The organism is Arachidicoccus terrestris (assembly GCF_020042345.1).
GTDB classification, from domain to species: Bacteria; Bacteroidota; Bacteroidia; order Chitinophagales; family Chitinophagaceae; genus Arachidicoccus; species Arachidicoccus terrestris.
Map to the genome: position 1 here is coordinate 3,105,837 of NZ_CP083387.1, position 17,629 is coordinate 3,123,465.

The following is a 17,629-nucleotide window of genomic DNA, read 5'->3' on the forward strand; positions in this document are numbered from 1 at the left end:
TGTCGCTTTTGCGGAAAGTGACAGTATTATTGGGAGGGACGATATAGGGATAAAAAGAACTTTTTCGTTATTTTATATAGTTTCGCTTCTTTTTCTCTTAAAGTTATTTTTTTGAGAAAAGTGAAGCCTATCTGTTCTGCCAGGTTGCAGGCATGTTTGTTTTGGATATCTGGCTCCGCATAAACACTTGTCGCAGCCAGTGTATCAAACAGCATGTCGAGTACCGTGACAAGTGCTTCTGCTGCCAGCCCCCTTGTCTGCTGACCAAAAAACGTCAACAAATCTCTATACGGGGCCATTAATAGGTGGATGCCATAGTCGGAATCTTTAGCGTCAACGTGTTCAGATAGAGGGTCATTCTGGACTTGATAAATCTCAGCCTGGCTAATAGGTATATTATTAGCTGAGATGATAAAGACAAAATATTTTCCAGATTTGATCAGCCTCTCATAGTGGTCTTTAAACTCCTGAAAAGGAATATTCATTTGCCAGAACCTTGAACTGTAGGTCGCAGATGCCCAATAATGCATAGTATGCAGGTATAAAGAAGGAGTAAAGTGATGAATAGACAGTTTTAGCCGATTGAAACGCTTTAGGGGAACTTCTATTTTCTTCGTAAACGATTGACATTTTTTATCCAAAACTTTTGTATTATGTTGCTCATTTTCATCTGATTTCATATCTTTATGTTTTAGTTTAGTGATTATTATCAATTGCAAGCTACTCTACGTCGTAACAAGCAAAGTGTCCTGGAGGACATTTTTGTTATCCAAAAGGACAAAATTTTATACATGAAGGAGCTGTTTCACCTGAATGCGATAGGGTTTCCCTATATCGATTGGACAGATATGATACCTGCAACCTGCTCTGGGCTCATCATTCCGGATGCAGACGTGGCTGCTGTACAGGCGGGTTTTGGCGATATGCTGTTTCAGGGAAAACAGGGACCGCTCTTTGATGCCTGGTTGAGCGATTATGATATTATACACAGTTTTACAGGGCATTCAACGCTGGACTATCGGAGCATTGAGGTTACGACTTTGATAAAAAACAGTATAAATTATAATCACGCTCCTTTTGGATGGAAAAATCATAAAGAATATGAAGTCAATCTAGCACATTCTCTGGCCATGGACAGTCACGTAAGGTTTGAAAAGGGAGTGCACTATAGTACGTTTGATCTCCATTTTAAGCCAGGAATTTTCAAGATATTGATGGATTTTATGCCGGAGCTGGTTTATCCATTTCTAAACGACTACCACGCTGGCAGGGAGACTTCGCTTTTTGGCAAAGAGACCTTTCCTAACCAACAGATATTGCATCTTGTTCGGTCTATGATTAGGTCAATAACCAGCAAAGATCGCAGTTCACTGTTCTTTAATATACGGGGCTTTTTACTTCTGGCTCATATTTTTCTCTGGAATGCGGAAATAACACAAAGACGGGGACTCAGTGGTCGACAGGCAGAAATCGCTTCAATAATAGATCAGATAACAGGTGAGATAACTATGACTGACGAAGCATTTCAGGGTATCGCATATTATGCCAGAATGGCGGGGATGAGCCCTACATTGTTTAAAAAATCTTTTCAAAGAGAAACCGGATTTACTGTTTATGAATTTTTTCAAAACAACCGGTTCGAAGAGGTGCTGAAATCTCTGGCGTTGAGTAATGATTCCATTAAAGCAATTGCCTTGGATTCCGGTTTTGCTACGATTCAGGCGTTTGATAAGGCGTTTAAAAAGAAATTCGATATTTCTCCTTCTGACTTTCGAAAAGAGAGGGATAGAAAAAGGTAACGAAAATAAGCTATGTTGGTATATGATTTATGAATTGCATCAAGTAAATTCAAGCAGGGTGGGAAAGTGCTGATTACTTATTTTGTTAAAGACAAAGAATTTAACATTGAAGACAATGAAATGTCCTTTGTGTTTGAGAAAAAGAATGTATGGTATAAAATTTATGGAAGAGTATTTTTTTTCAAGTTAAATATCAAGCCAATGTAATTGTGAAGATGTTTATGGTTAACGATATTAATGAAGCCGTAATTGATAGAATGGTTGAGGAGTTTGGTGGGACCCGCCCCTGACATGCTTGTTTTACACTCTCAGTATTGAGTTTGCTATTCAGTAATCATAAAGTCTATTTTTTGTTTTCTTAGCAAATGCAGAACTTAATGATAGTATCTGGCAAATTGCTTTAAAGATGATTCTCGGAAGTTTTTGCCTGATTTAAAAGGGAATTATAACATAAGTGGCATCACAGGTTTTCTTTATCATGATTTAGCCGGAGGGAACAGTTCAATGAAAGTGAATGCTGACCGGCAAAAGCAACAGTTAAGTAAAATAAGTTATGAAAAAAAATATATTGCTGTTATTATCTTTTTCGTTTTCTTTTCCTGCAGTAATCATATACAAACTGGTAGCAGTTTAAGTAGGTCGGATATAGAATATATAAAGAAATTGAAACTACTAAATGAAGATGAAAAAATTTATAAATTCTATTCCGAATATAAAAATAAAGTTGCTGGTAATTTTTTCACAAATAAACGGCTGGCCACCTATTGGATTGATGAAAGAAATAAGGAGAAAGATGAAATATCATTTGCATTTTATCCTGATATTAAGTCGATAGACACAATTTATGACGCTGGACTTACTTATAGCCCGTATATGTTAGTGACTAAAAGAGATAACAGCAAGTTTAAAGTGAGTGTTAATGGAGAAAAAAAGGATATAAAGTCTTTTTTTGAGGAAGCTTTAAAACAGTGGGAACTGCATAAGGATAGTCGGGAATGCTTATTTATTAATAATACAAATTGATACGAATTGTTGTCAACTTGCAGCCATGTTGATCATCCTGTGCCAGATCATAAATCTTGCCCATTATGGGTTAGAACTCTTTATAGAGGATCTTAAAAGAATATGCTATTAACTATTCGATGCGAGGATATTGGATAGTATGGACTATGATCAAGGCTAAAATTTCGTCACTTATTTTGATGGCAAATATGAAGCTGAAAAGCGCCAAATTGAATTAAAACTCATGGAAGGCGGTTGGCAGAAGTCGAACCTTGAAAATACATTGATTTGGCGGTCACTTTTGGGCGGAAAGCCGCTGCAATATGGAATTCTGGCGATTATTACTTAATACAGAAAATTCAATTTTTGGTGTTTCCGGAGGGGATTCGATATGATCGCCAGAATGACAAATGTCGAACCACAAGAATGAATTTGTTTTTTCTATTATATGATGGATCTGGCGCGACTTCTGGCCGATAAAAAAAGCGGCGACTCCGAAAATAAATTCGATTTCGCCGCTTCGGTGGTGTGGGCCGGGATCGAACCGGCGACACAAGGATTTTCAGTCCTTTGCTCTACCGACTGAGCTACCGCACCGTTGTAAAGGAGTGCAAATGTAAATTGGAAAATAATAAAAACAAAATTCTGGGATAGTTATTTGAAAATTATTTTTCGGTAGCTGCCCTAAGCTCCAGCAGAAACCCCTTAAAATCGTTTAAAGTCTGAATCAGCTGCATGTTGACCTCGGTTTGTTCTTTATAAGATTTGAGGTGTTTAATGGCGCCGTTGATCGTCAATTTCTTTTGCCTGAGCAAATAATAGATCAGTTGTAGATTCTTGACATCTTCGGGCCTGAAAAAGCGATCGCCTTTTTTATTCTTTTTCGGTTTCAGAATTTTAAATTCGTTTTCCCAGAATCTAAGTAGAGAATTATTAACCCTGAACCATTTTGCCACAACGCTAATAGGATAGTATTGCTTTTGGAAGAGTTCTTCATCTGAGGGAATATTTATTAGGTCTACCTCCGCATCTATTTCTTTAAAAGATTTACGACCTCTTTTTCTGACAGGTACAGTTTGATCCTCTATATAGAAAGGCTTCTTGGCTGCATTTTCAGATCTATTGTCTTGATTATTAATTATTTCTCCTTCGGATGGCGTTGATCTGGTGTCAGAATGTATGATTTCATTATCTGTCAGTAAATTTGCTTCAGCGATATTTTCTTGTGGACCAGTTGCCTCTTGCTGATCAAGTTCCTGTGATGCAAATTCATCTGGAGAAAATGAAGTATCCAGCTCAGGCGATTTCCTTGCCTCTGTTTCCAAGGACGCTTCGTCATCTGGCTTGATATCTGCTTCAAGCGGCTTTGGCGGCATCCTGACAGATACCGTATCGATGGCCTTTACGACATATTTTTTTACACGAACCTGCTCATTTGAAAATATTACATCTCCAGACACTCGTTCATTATCTTTCTGCACCGGCGCCTGCGTTTCTGCTGTATTTGCTTCACCTGGATCAGGAATTTCAGATTCGTCTGATGTTGCATTCGAATCGGAGGGAATTTGTTGATCAAGTTGGGCCGCTTGCCGTGTTTCGTGCATTTCTGGGCCCGTAAAACCGTTATTGTCTGGTTGAACTATATCCGATTGTTCTCTTTCAGGGGCTACTGCTATTTCCTTTTTATCTATGTCTTTGTCTGATTGTATAGCCGTTAGGGCTGTTTCCTTTTCAGACCCAGGCTGCCCTTCTGCAGGTGGGATTGTATTTGCCAGTTCATCCAAAGCTGGACTGTTGGCTTTTATCGCATTATCGATATCCTCTACTTTAGGTTCAGAGAGGTTGTCTTTATCTGTGGCAGAGTCAGACTGCTCAATGCCACTTTTCGAAGCTTTATTTTTCTTTTCTGGCTTAGGTGCTTCTTCACCAAAATCAAATAGGGACAATTGCTGCATACTGTAAAAATAATGATCCTGAACAATTTTACCCTAAATTTATGGAGAATTGCCGTGTGAATGGCTTTAATTTGTGCAAACTTTAGCAGGACAGAAGTGGAATCGAATCCAAAAGAAACAATTTTAGTGACGGGGGCAACGGGCTTGATTGGCAGCCAGATCTTGAAGCAGTTGGATGCCAGGGCCAATAATGTAATTGGTCTGGCCAGAAATCTGCCCGAAAACCTAAATAATGACATTCAATGGATGCAATGTGACCTGTTGGATGTAGTGGCGTTGGAAGATGCGCTAAAGGGTGTGAGCCGCATTTACCATTGCGCCGGCCTGGTTTCCTTTGATCCCAAAATGAAGGAAAAGGTATATAAGACCAATGTTGAGGGTACTGCAAATCTGATTAACGGCGCTATTAAAAGGGGGGTGCAAAAATTGGTTCATGTTAGTTCGGTAGCGGCTATTGGCGAAGCTAAGGGTGCTCATACGGTGATCCATGAAAAACTGGAATGGAACGCTCATGGGGTGTCTGATTATGCCAAGTCTAAGCATCTTGCAGAGATAGAGGTATGGAGAGGTTTGTGTGAGGGATTATCTTCAGTTATAATTAATCCTTCAATTGTCATCGGGCCGGGCAATTGGGATACCGGTTCCACAGCCATGTTTAAATCGGTATATGATGGATTCCCTTGGTATACAGAAGGAGTGCATGGTTTTGTGGATGTTCGAGATGTTGCCAGCGTAGCAATCGAATTGATGCAAAGCCCCATCGTTGCAGAGCGTTTCATCGTAAACGGTGCTAATATTTCCTATAAAGAATTATTTGATAATATTGCTGACGGCTTTTCTGTTCCAAGGCCAGCCAAGAAGGTTACGCCGTTTTTAGCAGAAATTGTCTGGCGGATCAAATACGTGAAAAGCAAACTTTTAGGGGTATCATCAATATTAAATAAAAATACGGCACGTACTGCCTTGGCTGTCTGTAAATACGATGCATCAAAGCTTAGAAAAGCCCTTCCTGGTTTCAATTACAGACCCATTAAAGAAACAATAATGGAGACGTGTCAGGTATTGAAAGGAAAGTACGATTTATAGTATATTTTAACAGTTTGGCTGCGAATTTTATTCAACTTTTAGCCTTTATGGCCGTCAAAATGGGCTAAATTTGCAAGAATTCTTGAAGAATTTGCAATTTTTTTTGGAACAAAGCAATTTTTGTCCGAAAATTACATTAATAAAATAGCGATCTGTTTGGGTTTTCCGCCATTTTGGCGCAGATCATAAAAGCTATACAATATTCCATTGTTCTAGGATATTTCCGGGACAGGTTTCCGGAAAAATTAAAAACAGGTTAGAAATAGTGAAAAAATTCTTATTCCTAAGTGTGGTGGGGATCGTGATGTGTGCGTTTACAACCCCTATGACGAAAATTTCAGGCGCAGATGTTGTGCATCCAGTAGATAAAGATTTTCCATCTTTACTTCCAAACAAACCCGTAGGTCAGACAGTGGCCTATAAGTATGTTGACTCTGTTTATAACAGAATTCAGCTAAATGATTATGGATTAAAGAAGGACGTTTTTTTTAAAGCCTTTAAAGGGTTTGAATACCTGCAGAGCAAAGGAATGCTGGATAAGCCTAATCTGCTGACCGTTATTGATTATAGCCAGAGCAGCTCTCAAAAGCGTCTTTATGTAATTGACCTGAAAGCCGGGAAGGTATTGTTTAATACCTATGTATCTCATGGCAAGCGGTCCGGCGGTGAGTATGCAACAGATTTCTCTAATGTTGTAGATTCCCACAAAAGCTCATTAGGTTTTATTGTGACAGGAAAATCGTATCGTGGCGGTTCTGGTTACAGCCTGCATCTGAAGGGCGTTGAACCAGGTATCAATGATAATATTTACAAGAGATATATTGTAATGCATGGCAGTCACTATGTGAATGCCCGCCGTGCCGATGAGAATGAAACAGGGCGTAGCTTTGGCTGCCCTGCTGTTCCTTACGGCCAACAGTATGCCATTATCAACAAGATTAAGGAAGGAAGCTGTGTATTCATCTGGGCTCCGGACAATCGCTATCAGGTCTCTTCCCGTATTCTGAATGCAGCTTTTCAGTGGCCTGCATTGAAAAAGGAAAGTAAATTCAAGCAACTGCTGGCGCCTCTTAATAATACGGCAACCTCCGGATTGGAAGGCGGTGAAGCTATTAAGGATAGTAAGAATAGTTAATGCCAGAGCATAAAAATTATTAGAAAATGCCCAGTCTGAAAGATTGGGCATTTTTTGTAGAGTTAACTCAACTGTTGGTAGATTTTGGGAAATGGGCTAACTTGCCTAAAAATTTTATACTAAAAATCAAGAGCATAAAAATAATGGGAAAAGAAATTATAAATACAGACGCTGCGCCGGCACCGGTTGGCCCTTACAATCAGGCTATCAAAGCTGGAGGGGTATTATATGTCAGCGGTCAGATTGCGATAGATCCCGTCTCCAATCAATTGTTTAGCGGAGACCTGGCAGGCGAAACACATCTTGTTTTTAAAAACCTGGAGGCTGTTTTGGCGAAAGCAGGATATGCTTTTAGTGATGTGGTTAAGGCCAGTGTGTTTTTAAGTGATATGGGGTTATTTGCACAGGTGAATGAGATTTATGGGCAGTATTTTCATACGGATCCTCCCGCAAGAGAATGCGTTGCTGTGAAGACGCTACCCAAAAATGTAAATGTGGAGATTAGTGTTATCGCCTACAAGGAGTAACAGGTAAACCCTTTTGGTTGATAAAAATTAAGCCGCTCTATTATTTTCTGGTTTCAAGAAATGGAGCGGCTTAATTTGTTTAGCATCTTACTTATTCTTCAGAAATTTCTGCATCCGGTGCATTCTTCTTTACCGATGCAATACCGTTTTCCATTGCAGCAGCGCTTTCATACAATTCGCTGGTACCGATGACCTGGCCATTGCCGGCACGTAAATTAAATAGCTGCTTCCCGTTTGTGGAGGTTTTTCTTTCATACCTGCTGTCATCCTGTGAGTTGGTTTTTACGGATGCAATCCCATTATTACAAGCGGCTTTAGTTGTATAAGCTTCACTCGTTAAAATTGTTTGACCATTTCCAGCTCTCAGGCTAAAACGAAATTGATTGTCTTTACCAGTTTTAACAACAAACTTTCCCATTGTTTATTATTTTGAAGTGAACAGATAACTCAAGATAATAAAAAAACTTAAATTATACTAATTTTTAAACCAGGGTTTTGTTTTAGTTTAACATCGGCCTGTTTATTGGATAAACAGGTGTAGGAATCCACCTTTGGTCATTTTTCTGATATTGCGAGGCGAGTACCCGTACCTTGCTTTGATGCTTCTGCTGAATGATGACAGCTCGGAATAGCCATGGTCGTATGATATATCTGAAATGTTTTTTTGAGTAAAGCATATTTCGTACATCGCATTTTTGAATTTTAATTCGTCACAGAAGCTCTTTAATGAACGGTTGAAAACGGACTTTACCTTCATTTCGAACAGTTGCTTAGATGATGCAACTATTTTTCTAAAATCTTTTGATTTTGGATAGCTCAAAGTGTTCTCTATCATGAATTTCATTATCGCCTCCACTTTGGATTTGAATTCGCTATGGATATACGGCGTATTTTCGGCTTTTAATTCTACTATGAATTCTGATAATTTTTGAATTTGCCGGAAAATAACGATGGGTTGGAGTTGCTTGCCAGCTGCTATTTCTGCTAAATGCCTTATGACAGCGTGGTATCTTCTTGGGAAGTAACCTGATTTTCAGTTGAATAATCTATATGTGTCTTCTTTGAATTGCTCCAGAAGAGTGGGGTTTAAATCAAAGCTTTTTTTCAGGCTAAATAAAGTAAATAGATCTCGAGAGTAGCGTATTAGAAGTGTATTCACAGGAATGTCGATCGTGTCGATAGGCTTGTTTTTAGTCAATGAGAACCTGCAGGTGAATGAATCCAGTGTTTCTGGCGTATATGCTATCTCGGTTGGTATACCGGCGGAATTTAGGTCTATTTCTAGTTCAATTGGAAAATCAGGCTCCTTACCGATTTCCAGTTTTGACCTCTCTGCATTGGTGCCTCTATATAAGATTTGAAAGCTAAATTTTGCATTTGGGGGATTGATGTAGCTATTAGACATAATCTGACTTGTTTTTATAAAATAAATAATTGATTACAAATCGAATGTTCATTCGTTATGTTGTCAATAGGATATGTTATAAATGGAACAGGCCGATATTCTCATAATATCAATATTTCAAATAAAAATGATAGATGTCAAGTGTAAGCCCTATTTTTTATGCATTATTGCAGGATTAATAGTGGTACTAAGGTAATAGTTTTTTCTTAACTGGAACTTTTTTGTGGATGTCTAATTTGCTTTGATCATTTCAACTTTGGTTAATCCGACGTCTGTTGGAAGTGGTGTTAAGCATCTATGTTTATTTATTGATTACAAGTTCATACAATTTATTCACGTTAAAGATTCAGCTAATGAAACCAAGAAATTTAACCATAGATATAGCCAAAGGCCTTGTTGTTTTGATTATACCGGCTACACATGTTATACTGTATTATAGTACACAGGCCGTCCGGCAGGGGGTGTTGGGCAGTGTTTTAAGATGTTTTTCAGAAGGTGTAGGAGCGCAGGTATTGATGTTTTTGCTAGGGTTTTCCTTTTTTTTGGGGCGAGATAAATCGGTAAAGTTTATCTTTAAAAGATCAATATCTATATTTCTGCTGGCATACTTATTGAATTTTATTGGGTTCGTGTTACCTACAGCCTTTGGCTTAATGCCCGATTCTTTTTTTAGTTACTATAGATTGCAAACAGGGGTATTCGGGGTGATCGACCTATTAATGGTTGGTGCCATATTTCAATTTGCTGCGATTAGTTATTTAGTCTGCGGTATTTTACATCATTTTCGAGTCAGATTCGGTTTTGTGTCATTTTTCACAATGATCGTTTTGGCCATATCTCCAATGGCCTGGGGGATTCGGTTGGACAACTTCTTACTTGATTATGTACTGAAATTATTGAATGGCTGCCCTCCGGCTGTATTTTTTCCCTTCTTTCCCTGGGGGGTATATCCATTATTGGGCTATATATTTGGAATATTATTTAAGAATATGCCGACAGAGCAGTTTTATAGAACAACCATGATCACTGGAGTTGTTTGTGTCATCATTGGCATTTCAGGCGTTCAAATAGAACCCAGGTTCTTTAATATGACATTTTATCGCCTTGGGCCGGCCGGTACCCTCTTGCATTGCGGTCTGGTATTACTTTGGCTGAATATGTCCCATTTTCTTGCAGCTAAATTGAGGAAAGGAAGGTATTTTCTGTTTGTTGTCTATTGGTGCAGTACTCATATTACGGCTATTTATCTTATTCAGTGGGTATTAATATGCTGGCTATTCCCGTTTTATGGATTTATGAAGTTGGATTCAATAGAAACTTTGAAAGCGATCATTGTTATTTCCGGGTTGACCGTTTTATTGGTCGCAGCTGCGGAGTTTTATAAAAGAAGTAAGACTGGACGCAAACGGGAGAATATTGCATCCACGCCAGTTTATTAGGTTGCGGTAAGATTCACAATAAAAAACCCATGCATCGCATGGGTTTTTTATTGTGAATCTTACTGGATTCGAACCAGTGACCTCTACCATGTCAAGGTAGCGCTCTAACCAACTGAGCTAAAGATTCTTGAGATTGCAAATGTAGGGTAATTATTATGAAAAAGATCATTTACATTCAATAAAATTTAATTTGAGTTTTATAGAACAGCATGGCTATTTATTGGAGACCGGGATGAATGATGTACCTGGCTATGGTGGGAAGGTTTATAGTGTGATTTTACTATATTACTATGGATCGGGTGGAGATGGCATATCAAGGGCATTTCTTTTTATATTTTAGAAAAGTGGAAAGAAAATGTATCTATTGAGGATTATCCATTAATTTAGTAAATTCATATATTTTGTTAATATAATATGTTTGTTATGATCAACATTCCTTCAGGCAAGGGTACAAAGCTTCGTATGTTTGTGTTCCTGTCGGTTCTAATCTCAATATTTTTTTATTCAACCACTAAGGCTCAGGTAATACCCATAGAAACCGACAGTTCGGCAATGGTATTATTTGTTACGAAAAACAAGGAGGTAAGGCTACGTTATTTTGGACAAAAGCTTAATGATGTAAAAGAGTATGAACAATTCACTGGCCAGTTACATCAGGCATCTGATCCCAGTGGCGTAGCTGACGCGGTATATTCTTCTGCGGGTTCGCGTAATTTTTTTGAGCCGGCAATAAGTGTCATTCACGCCGATGGAAATACCTCACTTGCACTAAGGTATGTTTCAAGTGACGTTAAAAGGATATCAGCAGATATTGAGGAAACGCAGCTCCTTCTCAAAGATCCTGTATATGATTTTAATGTTAAGCTGGTATTTAGAGCCTACCGGAAAGATAATGTGGTCGAGCAATGGTCCGAAATTACGCAAAATGAAAACGGTGCCGTTAGGTTGAACAAATTTGCTTCTGCCAATTTGTACTGGTACGGATCATCTTTCTGGCTAAAACAATATCATGGGGATTGGGCAAGGGAAATGCAGCCGGAGGTCACAAAGTTATCTCACGGCATTAAAACACTGGATACCAAATTAGGTACAAGAGCAGACCTGTTTCAGCCACCCGTATTTATTATTTCAGCTGATCATAAACCGATGGAAGATCAAGGGGAAGTTATGTTGGGATCAATTGAGTGGAGTGGTAATTACAGGGTAGACCTGGAGGTCGATAACAGGAATAATCTTCGCATTATCGCGGGAATGAACAATGCGTCATCTTCTTATGAGCTGCAACCTGGAAAAACCTTCAGAACTCCCAGATTTTTATACACTCTTTCCCAGCAGGGAACAGGTCAGGCTAGCAGAAACCTGCAATCCTGGGCCAGAAAATATAGGATATTAGATGGAGAGGGAGGCCGCCTGACATTACTGAATAACTGGGAATCCACTTATTTTGATTTTAATGAAGAGAAACTGAAGAATCTTTTAGGAGATACAAAGAAGCTGGGCGTTGACCTCTTTTTATTAGATGATGGATGGTTTGCCAATAAGTATCCCCGAAATGACGATCATGCAGGATTAGGTGATTGGCAGCCCAACAGAAAGAAGTTACCTAACGGGATTCAGGCTGTTGTGAAAGACGCAGACAAAAAAGGCGTTAAATTCGGCATTTGGATTGAGCCGGAAATGGTCAACCCCAAAAGCGAATTATATGAAAAACATCCTGACTGGGTCATTAAGCAACCTGACCGGCCAGAGTATTATTTCCGCAATCAGTTGGTACTCGATTTGAGTAACCCCAAAGTCCAGGATTTTGTTTTCGGTATTGTAGATTCATTATTTATCAAAAACCCATCGTTAGCTTATATTAAGTGGGACTGTAACTCTGTTATTTATAACGCGTATTCCGCTCATCTGAATCATCAGTCGGAGTTGTATATAGCGTATGTTCGGGGCCTGTATAAGGTACTGGAAAGAATTCGAGCAAAGTATCCTCAAGTTCCTATGATGCTTTGTTCCGGCGGTGGGGGAAGAGTTGACTATGCAGCGCTGAAGTATTTTACAGAGTTTTGGCCAAGCGATAACACTGATCCGCTTGAACGTGTATTTATGCAATGGGAGTATTCTTATTTTTACCCAGCCATTAGCATGGCTGCGCATGTCACTAATTGGGGCCGCCAACCGATAAAATATAAAGTGGATGTAGCCATGATGGGAAAGTTAGGATTTGACATACCAGTTAGTAAACTAAAACCCGAGGAACTCAGCTTTTGCCAACAGGCTGTTCAGCAATACAATAAAGTAAAGGATGTCATCTGGCATGGAGATCAATATCGGCTGATAAGCCCCTGGAATCATGACTTCGCCTCCCTTATGTATGTCGACAGAAAAAAGGATAAAGCCGTGATATTTAGTTATCTGGTGTCTAATCGTTATGATGCGGGGAGTGAGCTTCCGGTTAAATTCAAAGGCCTTAACCCCGATCAACGATATAAAATTGAGGAAGTCAATTTGTATAATGGTGCGAAGTCCTCTATTAACGATAAAAAAGATAATACTTACTCGGGTTCTTTTCTAATGAAGGCCGGGTTCAATCCAGTTGTAAACTCCAGAAGGGCAAGCGTCGTACTTGTAGCAACTGCCGTCAATTAATAATCAAAGACATATTGTGAAACAAATGAGCCGGTTAGGGAATTTCTAGCCGGCTCATTTACTTGGCAGAAGAGACTATTTTGTCAATTTTAGAACAATTGTCTCGTGTGGTTTTATCTCATAAGAAAGCCTTGACTGGTTTTTCTTTACTTCACCGGTCCAGACGTTTAAGGTTCCATATTTGCCCGCTAATCCGATTTGTTCCAGGCTGAGTTTATATTTTCTGGTAGTGGAATCGGTGTTTAGAATACCTAGCGCATACGCCCCATCAGTCAATGGTTTTAAATATACCTGCCAACCTTCTTTATTGATCTTCCTTTCGGCTTGTTTGCCGAGAGGATCTTGATCAATGGCAAGAATTTCCTTATTGGTTAGGATTCTTTTCGTAGCAGCGTTCATATTAGTGACATCACAGGTAATCATTAATGGTGCAGCCTGCAGGCACCAAAGTGACATTTGCGATTGATATTCGATATCGTTACAACCGACCCCGCCTAAATCTCCCGAAGGGCCCTTACGACCATATAAGCCAACAACCAGCATATCAGGATCATTCCATGCACCCGGATGGGCGTATCCGGCCAGGTCCGCATTTCTCTGCGCTGCATCCAGAATGCCGATGCCACCCTTAGGAGTGCCCGGCGCATCATTGGCGGCTGCCCATTTATCCCGGATATCCCCGTCTATTCTCCACAGGTTACCTCCGACACTTGAGGCCCATGTCCAGGGTTGTCTGCCACCCCATTCACAGATACCGAATACGATATCCCTACCTGAGTTAGTAAGAGCATCAGCCATTTTCTTATAGCGTTTTCGAGCTGTTTCTTTATCAGGAGGTGCTCCGCAGTAGTCGTATTTAAGATAATCAATTCCCCACGAAGCAAAAGTTTTAGCATCCTGTTCTTCAAAATGAAGGCTTGCGGTATAACCGGCACAGGTAAGCGGTGCAGCGTCAGAGTATATCCCTAGCTTAATGCCTTTGCTATGGACATAATCTGCCAGTGATTTAATTCCGGAAGGGAATTTTTTAGGATCAGGAATAATATTATTTCTATTATCCCTGCCGCCTTGCCAGCCATCATCAATAAAAATATAATTGTATCCTAACTGAACCAGGCCATTTGCCACCATTGCGTCAGCAATGGAACGGACATCGTGCTCCGTAATATTATCCGCATAAAAATTCCAGGTCATATAGCCCATTGGCGGGGTAGGTGCAAGTTTTGACCGTTGGCCGAATCCAATAAGACTGATACAGGACAGCATGAGTCCAAGTAGCAGCACTTTCGTTTTTTGCATTGTTTTGAGTTGAAATGATGAGTTGAATATTAGATTAACAGGTAAGACATAAAGTTATTTATTTTTCCTTACAATGCGGCCTTAAATCCAAAATATCAGTTGCAACGTCTTACAATAAATACGTTTCGGTATTTGTTCTCATTGATTGTATTGACGAAAAAGAGGAGCCATGTTGATTTAACTGCTCCTCTTTTTTTAGCGCTCTTTGTGTCAACCGCTATTCCAATAATCCTCTGTTTGCTTCCATGGGTTTGATGCTGGGTGCCTGGCCTCTGAAATCGCGATACAGCTTTTCCAGATCTTCGGTATTGCCCTTGGAAAGGATCATATCCCTAAAACGCTGGCCATTTGCCCTGGTCAGACCGCCGTGCTCTTTAAACCATTCAAATGCATCATCATCCAGCATTTCTGTCCACAGATAAGCATAATAGCTGGCAGCGTAACCATTGCCCCAAATATGTAGAAAATAGCTGGACCGGTAACGGGGTGGTACTTGCTGCATATACAAGCCAGTTTTCTGTAAAGCATGTACTTCAAAACTGTCTACATTCTGCAAAGGGGCGTCGGCTTTTAATTTGTGCCATTGCAGATCTAACGCGGCAGCAGCTAACAGTTCGGTTAGCATATAACCCTGGTTGAAAGTACTGGCCTTTTTGATTTTATCCACCAAGGCCTGTGGAATGGTCTGCCCGGTTTTGTAATGCACCGCATAGTGCTTAAGTATAGATGGCTCCAATGCCCAATGTTCATTAAACTGAGACGGAAATTCGACAAAGTCCCGGGCTACATTTGTCCCTGAAAGACTGGGGTATTGCTGGTCCGCAAAAAATCCGTGTAATGCGTGTCCAAATTCATGGAACATTGTAATCACATCATCGAAGCTAATTAGTGCCGGTTGACCAGGCGCTGGTTTGGTAAAATTGCCCACATTATAAATAACCGGTTTGGTGCCGAGTAATTTTGACTGTGTAACCAGATTGTCCATCCATGCACCCCCGGATTTATTGTCTCTTTTAAAGTAATCACAGTAGAACAGGCCCATCGGTGTTTTATCTTTGTCAAACAGCTCAAATACCCGCACATCTTTTTGATAGACCGGTAAGTCCTTTCTTTCTTTGAAAGTAATGCCATAGAGCTGAGTGGCTGCATAGAATACGCCGTCTTCCAGTACCTTATTGAGCTCGAAATATGGCTTGACTTCATTTTCATCCAAATCATATCTTGCCTTTCTGACTTGGTCGGCATAAAAATCCCAATCATAGGGCGTCAGTTGAAAGCCTCCATGCGTGGAGTCTATGACTTTTTGAATATCGGCAGCTTCTTGCTGAGCTTTTTTAACGGAGGCGGGAACCAGACTGGCGAAAAACTCATCTACTGCTGCTGGGGTTTTAGCCATCTGATCTTGTAATTTCCAGGCTGCATAACTAGGGTAACCCATTAAAGCTGCCTTTTTTGCCCGGATTTGGGCAATGGTGGCGATGGTTTTACGGGTGTCATTACTGTCGTTTTTCTCTGCCCGGTTCCAGGAAAGTTCAAAAAGTCTTTCTCTCGTGGACCGGTTCGTCAATGAACTCAACGCAGGTTGCTGTGTTGTGTTTTGCAAAGGCAACAGCCATTTGCCATCCAGATCGGCTGCCTTGGCATCTTCTGCCGCGGCGGCAATAGCTCCATCAGACAATCCGGCTAATTCATCTTTGCTATTGGCTATGTAAGCGCCTGCTTTGCCTGCGGCTAGTAATTGATTGGTAAACTTGGCACTGAGAGAAGCCTCCTGTTCATTGTATTGTTTGAGCTGAGTTTTATCCGCCTCAGATAACTTGGCTCCTGCCAAGACAAACTCCTGATAATAATAATCTACTAATCTTTTCGACTCGGCATCCAGATTTGACCGATCCAGATGGTCATGCACTGTGGAAATTCTATCAAATAATGCCTTGTTCAAATAAATAGCATCTTGATGGGCTGCTTGCAGCGGCGCCAACTCTTCCTGGGTTTTCTGTAGGTAATCATTAGTGTTTGCGCCTGTAAGAAGATTAAATATATTCTTGGCCCTTTCCAGTAATTTGCCACTTTGCTCCAGAGGAACGAGGGTATTTAAAAACGTGGCGGAATCGGGATTGTCGGTGATTTTTTTGATTTCCTCCAACTGCCTTTTCATACCCTCAATGATGGCTGGCTTAAAATCTCCATCTTTGATTTTTGAAAAGTCCGGTGTCTGATAGGCGAGTGTGCTGGCCTGTAAAAAAGGATTGTCTTTTGTTAATGTGTCCACTATAGGCTTATTTTTTGTTCGCTGGCTATTGTTTCCGCAGGCGCTCACTAGCAATATGGCTGCCGCCAGAGGTGCCATTGAGATCTTAGTTATTTTATTCATGCAATTGGATTTTGCTTTTCTTAGAAAGGATGAAAATACAACATTTGCAGTAAATAATAACAGCTGTTTGTTTTCAGATGCTTTAGAAAATATCTTTGAAGACGATATCGAGTCCGATATGGTGCATGGAGTAGGTGGGGTTTTTCTCTGTCAGGTTATTCATATATCCGATTTCGGCATACAGAGGCCAATTGTCCGGCGCGTATCGGTAATAAGCGCAAAATCTGCTGTCGTCATAGAAAAAGCCAGTCCATTTCGAATGGCCATTGGGCTGCGTTCTTTCATTCTGAAAAAGGCTTTCTGCAGAAAGAATCAGAAAATGCTCTTTATTGGAGGATAGAGGTACTGTAGATTTAAGTTTAAATCTGGCTCTCAAGGCATGTCTTGTATCATCTGAAGCATATACAGGTAAAAAGAATTTTCTGAACTCTGGCCGAAAATCCAGGTTCCACTTAGTTTTACCTGTTTTCCAGCCATAAGCAAACTTGCCATAGAGCCTGATCTCCCTTTTTGCACTTGGGTCAGCTTTGTGATAAGGAGCACCGTCTGTATAGAGATATTGCTCCCTGTAACTGAGTGCGCCGGTTATACTAAAATGGTCAGATAGTTTCCTTTTCATCTCTTCATTTAAAATTAGCATGGAAGGTTTTTCAAAAAGAGAATAACTGCCATGAGGGTTACTCATAAAACCATAACCCACATAAGAGACAGACTGCCAGGCTTTGTTTTTTCCAAAGGATTGATCCAGGCCTATTGCCATCCAGGATGCCAGCCGGGTATCACTTAGCCCTGGAGGAGAAATCTGTGCGCCAGCTTTTTCAGACATACAAAGCCCGATAAGGAAAAGTGCAATAAATCGCGAAAGGAGATTGTCTTTTTTAATTAATATTTCCATATTGTTTTAAATAATACATGTGCGGGTATTTTCCGGAGCGGTAAAAATAAGCAATTCTCTGCAGAGAAGC

Annotated in this window: 15 protein-coding genes and 2 tRNA genes; 8 read left to right on the forward strand and 9 right to left on the reverse strand. The window is 40.1% G+C overall.

The annotated features are described in order from the left end of the window. Window positions 1-26: 26 nt before the first annotated feature. Window positions 27-680 carry a GNAT family N-acetyltransferase gene (locus K9M52_RS12060; RefSeq protein WP_224068678.1) on the reverse strand — a complete coding sequence of 218 codons (654 nt, stop codon included), beginning with the start codon at window positions 678-680 and terminating at the stop codon, window positions 27-29. A gap of 111 nt (window positions 681-791) precedes the next feature. Between K9M52_RS12060 and K9M52_RS12065 the strand changes: the two genes are divergently transcribed. Beyond that, complete coding sequence (locus tag K9M52_RS12065; protein ID WP_224068679.1) at window positions 792-1,799, forward strand: helix-turn-helix domain-containing protein; 1,008 nt, start codon at window positions 792-794, stop codon at window positions 1,797-1,799. Between the two features lie 423 nt (window positions 1,800-2,222). Next, a complete protein-coding gene (locus tag K9M52_RS12070; RefSeq protein WP_224068680.1) occupies window positions 2,223-2,822 on the forward strand; it encodes a hypothetical protein in 600 nt (199 codons plus the stop codon). Between the two features lie 503 nt (window positions 2,823-3,325). Here K9M52_RS12070 and K9M52_RS12075 read toward each other — a convergent pair. Together K9M52_RS12075 and K9M52_RS12080 are read right to left on the reverse strand one after the other, a co-directional pair. Further along, a tRNA-Phe gene (locus K9M52_RS12075) sits at window positions 3,326-3,398 on the reverse strand. 68 nt (window positions 3,399-3,466) lie between these two features. Beyond that, entirely contained in the window at window positions 3,467-4,756 is a 1,290-nt protein-coding gene (locus K9M52_RS12080; RefSeq protein ID WP_224068681.1) for a MerR family transcriptional regulator, read from the reverse strand. A gap of 60 nt (window positions 4,757-4,816) precedes the next feature. Between K9M52_RS12080 and K9M52_RS12085 the strand changes: the two genes are divergently transcribed. The 3 genes from K9M52_RS12085 to K9M52_RS12095 all read left to right on the forward strand — a co-directional run bounded on the left by K9M52_RS12085 (window position 4,817) and on the right by K9M52_RS12095 (window position 7,504). Continuing rightward, complete coding sequence (locus K9M52_RS12085; RefSeq protein WP_224068682.1) at window positions 4,817-5,842, forward strand: NAD-dependent epimerase/dehydratase family protein; 1,026 nt, start codon at window positions 4,817-4,819, stop codon at window positions 5,840-5,842. Window positions 5,843-6,107: 265 nt separating this feature from the next. Further along, on the forward strand, window positions 6,108-6,977 hold the full coding sequence (locus tag K9M52_RS12090; RefSeq protein WP_224068683.1) for a murein L,D-transpeptidase catalytic domain family protein: 870 nt from the start codon (window positions 6,108-6,110) through the stop codon (window positions 6,975-6,977). A gap of 143 nt (window positions 6,978-7,120) precedes the next feature. Next, window positions 7,121-7,504, forward strand: a complete 384-nt coding sequence (locus K9M52_RS12095; RefSeq protein ID WP_224068684.1) for a Rid family detoxifying hydrolase — start codon at window positions 7,121-7,123, stop codon at window positions 7,502-7,504. Between the two features lie 91 nt (window positions 7,505-7,595). Here K9M52_RS12095 and K9M52_RS12100 read toward each other — a convergent pair whose 3' ends face one another. Both K9M52_RS12100 and K9M52_RS19205 read right to left on the reverse strand, forming a co-directional pair. Beyond that, window positions 7,596-7,922, reverse strand: coding sequence for a YegP family protein (locus K9M52_RS12100; protein WP_224068685.1), 327 nt, complete (start codon window positions 7,920-7,922; stop codon window positions 7,596-7,598). 102 nt (window positions 7,923-8,024) lie between these two features. After that, a complete protein-coding gene (locus K9M52_RS19205) occupies window positions 8,025-8,348 on the reverse strand; it encodes a helix-turn-helix domain-containing protein (protein ID WP_394369815.1) in 324 nt (107 codons plus the stop codon). 914 nt (window positions 8,349-9,262) lie between these two features. Here K9M52_RS19205 and K9M52_RS12110 point away from each other — a divergent pair. Then, window positions 9,263-10,348 carry a heparan-alpha-glucosaminide N-acetyltransferase domain-containing protein gene (locus tag K9M52_RS12110; RefSeq protein WP_224068687.1) on the forward strand — a complete coding sequence of 362 codons (1,086 nt, stop codon included), beginning with the start codon at window positions 9,263-9,265 and terminating at the stop codon, window positions 10,346-10,348. Between the two features lie 53 nt (window positions 10,349-10,401). On the opposite strand, the gene K9M52_RS12115 is transcribed toward K9M52_RS12110, so the two are convergent. Continuing rightward, a tRNA-Val gene (locus K9M52_RS12115) sits at window positions 10,402-10,475 on the reverse strand. Between the two features lie 63 nt (window positions 10,476-10,538). On the opposite strand from K9M52_RS12115, the gene K9M52_RS12120 reads away from it, so the two are divergent. After that, window positions 10,539-10,688 carry a hypothetical protein gene (locus K9M52_RS12120; RefSeq protein ID WP_224068688.1) on the forward strand — a complete coding sequence of 50 codons (150 nt, stop codon included), beginning with the start codon at window positions 10,539-10,541 and terminating at the stop codon, window positions 10,686-10,688. A gap of 83 nt (window positions 10,689-10,771) precedes the next feature. Next, window positions 10,772-12,991, forward strand: a complete 2,220-nt coding sequence (locus K9M52_RS12125) for an alpha-galactosidase (RefSeq protein WP_224068689.1) — start codon at window positions 10,772-10,774, stop codon at window positions 12,989-12,991. A gap of 75 nt (window positions 12,992-13,066) precedes the next feature. Here K9M52_RS12125 and K9M52_RS12130 read toward each other — a convergent pair whose 3' ends face one another. From K9M52_RS12130 to K9M52_RS12140, 3 genes are all read right to left on the reverse strand, one after another. After that, window positions 13,067-14,290, reverse strand: coding sequence for a glycoside hydrolase family 27 protein (locus K9M52_RS12130; RefSeq protein WP_224068690.1), 1,224 nt, complete (start codon window positions 14,288-14,290; stop codon window positions 13,067-13,069). A gap of 217 nt (window positions 14,291-14,507) precedes the next feature. Beyond that, on the reverse strand, window positions 14,508-16,664 hold the full coding sequence (gene dcp / locus K9M52_RS12135) for a peptidyl-dipeptidase Dcp (RefSeq protein WP_224068691.1): 2,157 nt from the start codon (window positions 16,662-16,664) through the stop codon (window positions 14,508-14,510). Between the two features lie 82 nt (window positions 16,665-16,746). Beyond that, window positions 16,747-17,559 carry a DUF2490 domain-containing protein gene (locus K9M52_RS12140; RefSeq protein ID WP_224068692.1) on the reverse strand — a complete coding sequence of 271 codons (813 nt, stop codon included), beginning with the start codon at window positions 17,557-17,559 and terminating at the stop codon, window positions 16,747-16,749. Between the last annotated feature and the right edge of the window lie 70 nt (window positions 17,560-17,629).

Excerpts from the sequence above, each read along its gene's own strand:
- K9M52_RS12095 (WP_224068684.1), top strand. The coding sequence starts at position 7,121 with ATGGGAAAAGAAATTATAAATACAGACGCTGCGCCGGCACCGGTTGGC.
- K9M52_RS12085 (WP_224068682.1), top strand. The coding sequence starts at position 4,817 with ATGGCTTTAATTTGTGCAAACTTTAGCAGGACAGAAGTGGAATCGAAT.
- K9M52_RS12060 (WP_224068678.1), bottom strand. The coding sequence starts at position 680 with ATGAAATCAGATGAAAATGAGCAACATAATACAAAAGTTTTGGATAAA.
- K9M52_RS12130 (WP_224068690.1), bottom strand. The coding sequence starts at position 14,290 with ATGCAAAAAACGAAAGTGCTGCTACTTGGACTCATGCTGTCCTGTATC.
- dcp (WP_224068691.1), bottom strand. The coding sequence starts at position 16,664 with ATGAATAAAATAACTAAGATCTCAATGGCACCTCTGGCGGCAGCCATA.
- K9M52_RS12125 (WP_224068689.1), top strand. The coding sequence starts at position 10,772 with ATGATCAACATTCCTTCAGGCAAGGGTACAAAGCTTCGTATGTTTGTG.
- K9M52_RS12100 (WP_224068685.1), bottom strand. The coding sequence starts at position 7,922 with ATGGGAAAGTTTGTTGTTAAAACTGGTAAAGACAATCAATTTCGTTTT.
- K9M52_RS12140 (WP_224068692.1), bottom strand. The coding sequence starts at position 17,559 with ATGGAAATATTAATTAAAAAAGACAATCTCCTTTCGCGATTTATTGCA.
- K9M52_RS12110 (WP_224068687.1), top strand. The coding sequence starts at position 9,263 with ATGAAACCAAGAAATTTAACCATAGATATAGCCAAAGGCCTTGTTGTT.
- K9M52_RS19205 (WP_394369815.1), bottom strand. The coding sequence starts at position 8,348 with ATGAAATTCATGATAGAGAACACTTTGAGCTATCCAAAATCAAAAGAT.
- K9M52_RS12080 (WP_224068681.1), bottom strand. The coding sequence starts at position 4,756 with ATGCAGCAATTGTCCCTATTTGATTTTGGTGAAGAAGCACCTAAGCCA.
- K9M52_RS12065 (WP_224068679.1), top strand. The coding sequence starts at position 792 with ATGAAGGAGCTGTTTCACCTGAATGCGATAGGGTTTCCCTATATCGAT.